The organism is bacterium (assembly GCA_021372775.1).
In the GTDB taxonomy this organism is placed as follows: Bacteria; Acidobacteriota; Polarisedimenticolia; order J045; family J045; genus JAJFTU01.
Window position 1 is genome coordinate 1 of sequence record JAJFTU010000485.1, and the last position, 6,445, is coordinate 6,445.

Consider the following 6,445-nt stretch of genomic DNA (forward strand, 5'->3'; position numbering starts at 1 on the left):
GGCGACGACGAAGCGCGCCGGCCGCGCGCTTTCGAGGTAGAGCCGGCCCCCGTGGGCCTCGACGATGTTCGCCGCGATCGGCAGGCCGAGGCCGGTCCCGTCGGCCCGCGTCGTGAAGAACGGCTCGAAGATCCGCGCCGCGACCTCGTCCGGAACCCCCGGGCCGCTGTCGGCGAAGACGAACAGCACCTGCCCGCCGCGGGCCTCGGCCGAGACGACGACCTCGCCCCGCCCGCCCATCGCCTGCCCCGCGTTGAGCAGCAGGTTCCGCGCGACCTGGCGGATGTTGAAAGCGTCCACCGGCACGACGTCGTCGCCGGCGCAGCGGTCCTCGAGGCGCACGGAGACGCCGGCCATCTCGGCGTGGCCGGCCACCGAATCGCGCATCCCCTCGAGCACGTCGCCCACCGGCCAAGGATGGCGGTCGAGACGCGGCGGCCGCGAGTACGACAGCAGGTCGTCCACGACCTCCCGCGTCCGCGCGATCCGCCCGCGCATCTCGACGACGATCGCCCGCCGCGCCGAGGAGAGGTCGTCCGCGGACAGGAAGACCTGCAGCGCGCCGTCCACGCCGGCGAGGGTGTTGCGGATCTCGTGGGCCAAGGTCGCGGAGAGCTGCCCGATCGACGCCAGCCGTTCGGCGTGCAGCGCCCGCTCCGCCATCCGCACCGCCTCGGTCACGTCGCGCACGCGGATCTGCCGCAGCCCCGGCTCGCCGAGGCCGCTCCCCGAAAGCTCGAAGACCCAGTCGCCGGCGGGGCGCGGCACGGTCACCTCGCGCCGGCCCGGCGGCAGCTCGCGGTGCAGCGCCTCGATCCAGACGTCGAGCTGCGGCCGCACGCTCGCCGGCCAGAGGGCGGTGAACGAGTCGCCGACCTTCGGCGCGCGCTCGAACGGCAGCCTCATGCCGGCTTGGTTGACGGCGACGATTCCCCGCTCGCGCTCGACGATGAACAGCGCGTCGGGGGCGAGATCGAAGGCGCGGCGGTGGAGCAGCGCCTCGTCGGGCAACGGACGCGGCGCGCGGCGGCGCGGCATCTCAGGCGCGCGCCGCGGCGCGGCGGGCGTCGAACGCGGCGAGGCGGCGGCGGAAGGCGCGGACGAAGACGGCGCGCATCGCGGCCATCTTCGCCTCCCCCAGACGATGCCGCGCGCGGACGCGCGCCGGCGCGAGCCAGCGCGACTCCCACGGCAGCAGCACCAGCGAGACGTTGATGTTCGGGGCGACGTTGATCGGCAGCCCGCCGCGCATCGACAGGTCGTACTGCGCGGCGAAGACCGGGATCATGTCCTCCGTGCGGGGCGGCCGGAGATGCTCGTAGTCGGTCCCGGCCAGCGGGCGGAAGACGCAGACCGTCGGCATCGCCCCGTGGGTCGTGATCCACTCGATCGCCTTGATCGACGACTCCGGCGGCTCGATCCCGGCGATGATCTCCCCCATGCTGACCCACGGGTCGAACGAGAGCCCCTGGCTGCGGCCGAGCCGCGCGCAGTAGTCCACGGCGTCGAGGTACCGCTTCAGGCCGTAGCGCCGCGCCTTCCCCGGGCAGGTCTCGCGGAAGATCCCCTCGTCGAAGATCTCGAAGCAGAACGAGGCGCGGTTGACGCCGAGCTCCTTCAGCCGCGCGAAGCGGGAGAGGTCGGCGTGCGGCGGCGTCTGGATGCCGATCAGGCAGCCGGTCGCCTCCTTCACCGCCTTGACGTACGGCTCGAGGATGTCGAGGTACGTCTCCCCCTCGTAGTGCCCGGTGTTGAAGTCCACGTAGGTGATGCCGCTCTCTTCGCGCGCGGCGACGGCGACCTCGACGACCTCCTGGACCTTCTTGTCCTCGGCGTCGTCCACGCCGAGGTTCAGCCCGACCGAGCAGAACTTGCAGTTCGTCCGCTCCGGCTTCTCCAGCCAGTACTCACAGACCTTCGACGGGTAGACGGCGAGGTAGGTTCCCTGCAGCGTGCCGACCGACGTCATCGCCTTGCCGCTGGTCGTCTTGCGGTCGTACCACGTCGGCCGCGGCGCCAACCGCACCGGCGCGACCGGCTCCCGCCCGCGGTCGATCCAGATCGAGCCGTCCTCGCGCCGCCGCACGACGTACGGCGAATGGCGCACGAACGCCTCGGAGACGGGGATGTTCGTCCACATCTCGTCCGGCAGGACGACCTCGAGCCCGCTGCCGAGGCCGGCGCGGGTGCGCAGGATCGGCCGTCCCCCCTCGTCGAGGACGTGCAGCGAGTCGTCGAGGTGGGCCCCCTTGCAGTAGAGGTCCAGCTTCAGCAGGGCGGGATTCTTGCGGACGTCCGTTTCCATCGTTCCCTCAGCGGCCGTAGCGCTCGACCATGAAGCGGCCCCATTCGGTCTTCAGGAAGCCGTTGATGACCGCCCGGCCGACGGTCGGGTACCAGAGCCAGTCGTGGTAGACGTTCGAGGCGAACGGCGCCCAAGCGACGAGCTTCGTGTGCAGCAGCAGGTGCTCGGCGAAGCGCAGCGGGCCGCGGCGCAGCATCTGGTCGCCCCAGATGACGAACGACCGCTTCGTGCGGAAGCCGAAGTTCACCCCCGCGACGTCCTCGCCGACGACCTCGATCGCCCGCGGGTCGGCCGTGCCGAGCCCCCGCTCGTGGCACATCCGCAGGTAGGGGATCGACAGCGGGTCGAAGCCCATCATCTTCGCCGCGACCGCGTCGATCGCCACCGGGTCGGCGGCGGCGAGGATGTAGTTCTCGACCTTCGGCGTCATCGTGCGCGGGCCGGCGCCGTCGCCGCAGACCGTGCCGTCCATCAGCGCGAACTGCGCCGGGTGCAGCTCCTTCTGCATCAGCACCAGGTCCACCAGGACCTCGTGCATGTACTTGTGCGCGTAGTGCCGCACTTCCTTGAGCAGCCCGCCGAAGGCGTTCTTCACCGCCCCGGTCGTCGTGCTGTGGCCGTGCGTCTTCACCGTCGGCAGGTGGAGGATCTGCCGCCCCTCGTAGATCTTCGGGATCTCGATCCCGTCGGGGAAGATCTCGTTCAGCCGGAGCAGCGGCGCCTTGAAGGCGTGGACCGTCCACTCCTCCTCCGGCAGCGGGCGGAAGGTCAGCCCGAACCGCTCCAAGACCGGCGCCCAGCGGTTGTTGGCGCACCCCTGGCGCGGGTTCGTCACGACCGTCTTGTTCTCGACCGGGATCAGCCGCTCCGGCGCGAAGCCGGCCTCGCGCAGCGCGAGCAGCGTCCCCTCGAGCTGCCACGGCTGCGTCGAGCAGGCCGGGAAGTACTTCGTCCAGCTCAGGTTCAGCTTGATCAGCAGGTCCGCCCGCGGGTCGAGCGTCTCGCCGAGGCCGCCCAGCCGCGCGAGGCGGCGATAGTCGTCGAAGACCCCCGCGGGGGTCGTCTTGAGCACCGCGACCTTGGAGTTCATCGGAACCTCACGCCCCCTTGGGCAGCACGTAGAGCAGCACGAAGACCGTCAGCGCGTAGAGCGCGAAGTTGATCATCAGCGGCGCGTCGGTCACCAGCTCGCGCGACGGCCGGCCCCCCTCCCCGCGCACGTGGACGAGGTAGAGGTAGCGGAAGATGCCGTAGAGCACGAACGGCGCGGTCAGCGCCAGCGAGCGGGTGTGGAACTTCCGCACCACGTCCTCGCTGAAGACGTAGAGCAGGTAGCTCATCACCGTCGAGGCGGTGACGACGGCGATCATCTGGTCGAGGAACGCCGGCGAGTAGTCGGCGAGGACCGCCCGGTGCCCCGCCGCGCGGTCGGCGAGCGAGGTCAGCTCCTGCCGCCGCTTGCAGAAGCCGAGGAACAGCGCCAGCAGCGAGGTGCAGATCAGCAGCCAGCTCGAGATCTCGACGTCGATCGCCCGCGCCCCGGCGACGGCGCGGAGCGTGTACCCCGCGGCGAGGATCATCACGTCGAGCACCACCGCCCGCTTGAGGCCGAAGCAGTAGGCGAGCGAGGAGGCGGCGTAGAGCGCGGCGACGAAGGCGAAGCGCGGGCCGAGCAGCAGCCCGCCCCCCAGCCCGCCGAGGAACAGCAGCGCCGAGAGGAGCGCCGCGAGCCAGCGCGGCACGGTCCCCGCGGCGATCGGCCGCAGCCGCTTCACCGGATGGCGCCGGTCCCGCTCGACGTCCAGGACGTCGTTGACGAGATAGACCGCCGAGCCGAGCGCGCAGAACGCCGCGAAGCCCGCCAGAGTCCGAACGACCGCCGCGCCGTCCGTCAGCCGCCGCGCGAAGACCAAGGCGGCGAAGAGGAAGACGTTCTTCGACCAATCCAGGGGGCGCAGACTGCGCAGCACCCCGAGGACGACCGCGGCGGCGTTCCTGTCAGGCATCCGGCGATCCGCTCCCTTCGTTTGCGTCGGCGCGGTCGTGCAGCGTCGTGAGGTCCGTCACCTCGAAGCAGCGCTCGCCGCGCGGCGTGCGGACCGTCACCTCGTCCCCGACGACCTTCCCCATCAGCGCGCGGCCGATCGGCGAGGTCACGGAGATCTCCCCGGCGCTCACGTCCCCCTCGTCCGGGAGGACCAGTTCGTACCGCAGTTCTTCGTCGGAGTCCAGATCCCGGACCTTGACGATCGAGCCGAAGGCCGCCTTGCCCTGCGGGATCTGGTCGAGGCGGATCGTGGAGAGCTGGGTCAGCTTCTGCGTGACCTGCCCCAGGCGCGCCTGGACGTACCGCTGCCGGTCGAGGGCGGCGGCGTACTCCGCGTTCTCGCGCAGATCGCCCAGCGCGACGGCCCGCTGAATATCCTTCGGCAGGTCCACCGTCAGTTCGCGCTTGAGCTCGGTCAGTTCCTTTTCGTACTTCTCGATGATCCGTCGCATGGCTCGCGATTCTCCGCGGCGTCGCCGAAGAGGTGCGACGCCCGCCGTTGCCCGGACGATGAGTGTAGCCCCGGAAAAAGAAGGGAGCCCAAGCGGCCTTGGGCTCCGGCGGAAGGGATCATGAAGCGTCCGCAGTCCAATCTAGGCCTCGGCCCGCGGGTTGCAACCTCCCGCTCTAGGCCTCGGCCCGCGGGTTGCAACCTCCCGCTCTAGGCCTCGGCCCGCGGGTTGCAACCTCCCGCCGGGCCGCCGCATCCATGGTCGCGGGCGGGGAGTCGCGGCGGCGGCTCGCCGCTCCGGGGCCGCGGCGAAGCGGAAGCGTTGCCCCGGTTTGCCGCCCCCGGTAAACTACGACTTGGACGAAGTTCGCCGCCCCGGCGGCGGAGGAAAGGACGGCCGATGTCCCTGTCCCCGAAGCTCATGGTCCTGGCCGGCGTCGTCGTCGCCTCGATGGTCTTCTTGATGGCCCGCACCATGAGCGGGAACAGCGGCGTCTACTACCTGGACATCGACGAGTACCTCGCCAAGCCGATCGACCACCCCGTCCGGGTCGCCGGCTTCGTCGCCGACGGCTCGATCCGCAAGGATCCCTCCGGCCTCGTCGTCCGCTTCACGCTGCGGGACGCGCGCGGGGAGAAGTCGATGCCGGTCCTCTTCGACGCCCGCGGAGGCGGGGCGCGGATCCCCGACACCTTCACCGACGGCTCGCAGGTCCTCGTCTCGGGCAAGATGGGGGGCGGCGGGGAGTTCGAGGCCAAGGAAATGCTGGCCAAGTGTCCCTCGAAGTACGAGGCCCGCGGCCAGTCCGGCCGGTCCTGAAGCGATCCCGAACTCGATGAGGACGCCATGCTGACTTGGGGCCAGGGGGCGCTCGTCGCCGCCCTCGTCGTCTGCGCGTGGACCGTCGCCGCGGGGCTGCTCGCCGGATTCCTCGGCCGCGCCCCCGAGACGGAGGAGATGCGCCGCCGCCTCGCGCAGTCCGCGGGGCGCGGCCTCGCCGCGGCCGCCGTCCTGCTCGGGATCGCGGTCGCCGCCCTGCTCCGCGCCCTGCTGACCGACGACTTCTCCGTCGAGTACGTCGCCGACTACTCCAGCCGCGCGCAGGCGCTGCCGTTCAAGCTCTCGGCGCTCTGGGCCGGCCAGAGCGGCTCGTTGCTCTTCTGGGCCGCGCTCCTCGCGGTCTGCGCCGCCCTCTTCGCCGCGACGACCGCCCGGCGCCTGCCGCGCGAGATCGTGCCGTGGGCACACGCCGCGCTCGGCGCCGCGACCCTCTTCTTCGCCGCGACGGCGACCTTCGTCGCCAATCCGTTCGTGCGGCTCCCGGCCGAGGCGATCCCCGCCGACGGCCAGGGGATGAACCCGCTGCTGCAGAACGTCTGGATGGTCGTCCACCCGCCGACCCTCTACCTCGGCTACGTCGCCTGCGCGGTCCCCTGGGCGATCGCCCTCGGCGCGCTCGCCGCGGGGCGGCTCGACGGCGCGTGGGCCGCGGCCGCGCGGCGCTGGGCGCTCGCCTCCTTCGCGGCGCTCTCCCTCGGGATCTGGCTCGGCGGCTACTGGGCCTACATCGAGCTCGGCTGGGGCGGCTTCTGGGCCTGGGATCCGGTCGAGAACGCCAGCCTGATGCCCTGGCTGACGCTG

7 protein-coding genes are annotated in these 6,445 nt (G+C 71.5%); 2 read left to right on the forward strand and 5 right to left on the reverse strand.

Going from position 1 to position 6,445, the window contains the following annotated elements:
* From LLG88_16605 to LLG88_16625, 5 genes are all read right to left on the reverse strand, one after another.
* A partial coding sequence (locus LLG88_16605; protein ID MCE5248529.1) for a hypothetical protein occupies positions 1 to 1,038 on the reverse strand: 1,038 nt, incomplete at its 3' end.
* Between the two features lies 1 nt (position 1,039).
* On the reverse strand, positions 1,040 to 2,305 hold the full coding sequence (locus LLG88_16610) for a hypothetical protein (GenBank protein ID MCE5248530.1): 1,266 nt from the start codon (positions 2,303 to 2,305) through the stop codon (positions 1,040 to 1,042).
* Between the two features lie 7 nt (positions 2,306 to 2,312).
* Entirely contained in the window at positions 2,313 to 3,395 is a 1,083-nt protein-coding gene (locus tag LLG88_16615; GenBank protein MCE5248531.1) for a DUF362 domain-containing protein, read from the reverse strand.
* Between the two features lie 7 nt (positions 3,396 to 3,402).
* Positions 3,403 to 4,311: a decaprenyl-phosphate phosphoribosyltransferase gene (locus tag LLG88_16620; protein MCE5248532.1), complete on the reverse strand. Its 909-nt coding sequence runs from the start codon at positions 4,309 to 4,311 to the stop codon at positions 3,403 to 3,405.
* Positions 4,304 to 4,804, reverse strand: coding sequence for a transcription elongation factor GreA (locus tag LLG88_16625; GenBank protein MCE5248533.1), 501 nt, complete (start codon positions 4,802 to 4,804; stop codon positions 4,304 to 4,306). The genes LLG88_16620 and LLG88_16625 overlap by 8 nt, the downstream gene beginning before the upstream one ends.
* 399 nt (positions 4,805 to 5,203) lie before the next feature.
* Between LLG88_16625 and LLG88_16630 the strand changes: the two genes are divergently transcribed.
* Both LLG88_16630 and ccsA read left to right on the forward strand, forming a co-directional pair.
* Positions 5,204 to 5,623, forward strand: a complete 420-nt coding sequence (locus tag LLG88_16630; protein ID MCE5248534.1) for a cytochrome c maturation protein CcmE — start codon at positions 5,204 to 5,206, stop codon at positions 5,621 to 5,623.
* A gap of 27 nt (positions 5,624 to 5,650) precedes the next feature.
* On the forward strand, positions 5,651 to 6,445 hold a 795-nt coding region (ccsA, locus tag LLG88_16635; GenBank protein ID MCE5248535.1), incomplete at its 3' end, for a cytochrome c biogenesis protein CcsA.

What these genes read in the sequence shown, in the direction of transcription:
- LLG88_16610 (MCE5248530.1), bottom strand. Translation starts at nt 2,305, where the DNA reads ATGGAAACGGACGTCCGCAAGAATCCCGCCCTGCTGAAGCTGGACCTC.
- LLG88_16615 (MCE5248531.1), bottom strand. Translation starts at nt 3,395, where the DNA reads ATGAACTCCAAGGTCGCGGTGCTCAAGACGACCCCCGCGGGGGTCTTC.
- LLG88_16620 (MCE5248532.1), bottom strand. Translation starts at nt 4,311, where the DNA reads ATGCCTGACAGGAACGCCGCCGCGGTCGTCCTCGGGGTGCTGCGCAGT.
- LLG88_16625 (MCE5248533.1), bottom strand. Translation starts at nt 4,804, where the DNA reads ATGCGACGGATCATCGAGAAGTACGAAAAGGAACTGACCGAGCTCAAG.
- LLG88_16630 (MCE5248534.1), top strand. Translation starts at nt 5,204, where the DNA reads ATGTCCCTGTCCCCGAAGCTCATGGTCCTGGCCGGCGTCGTCGTCGCC.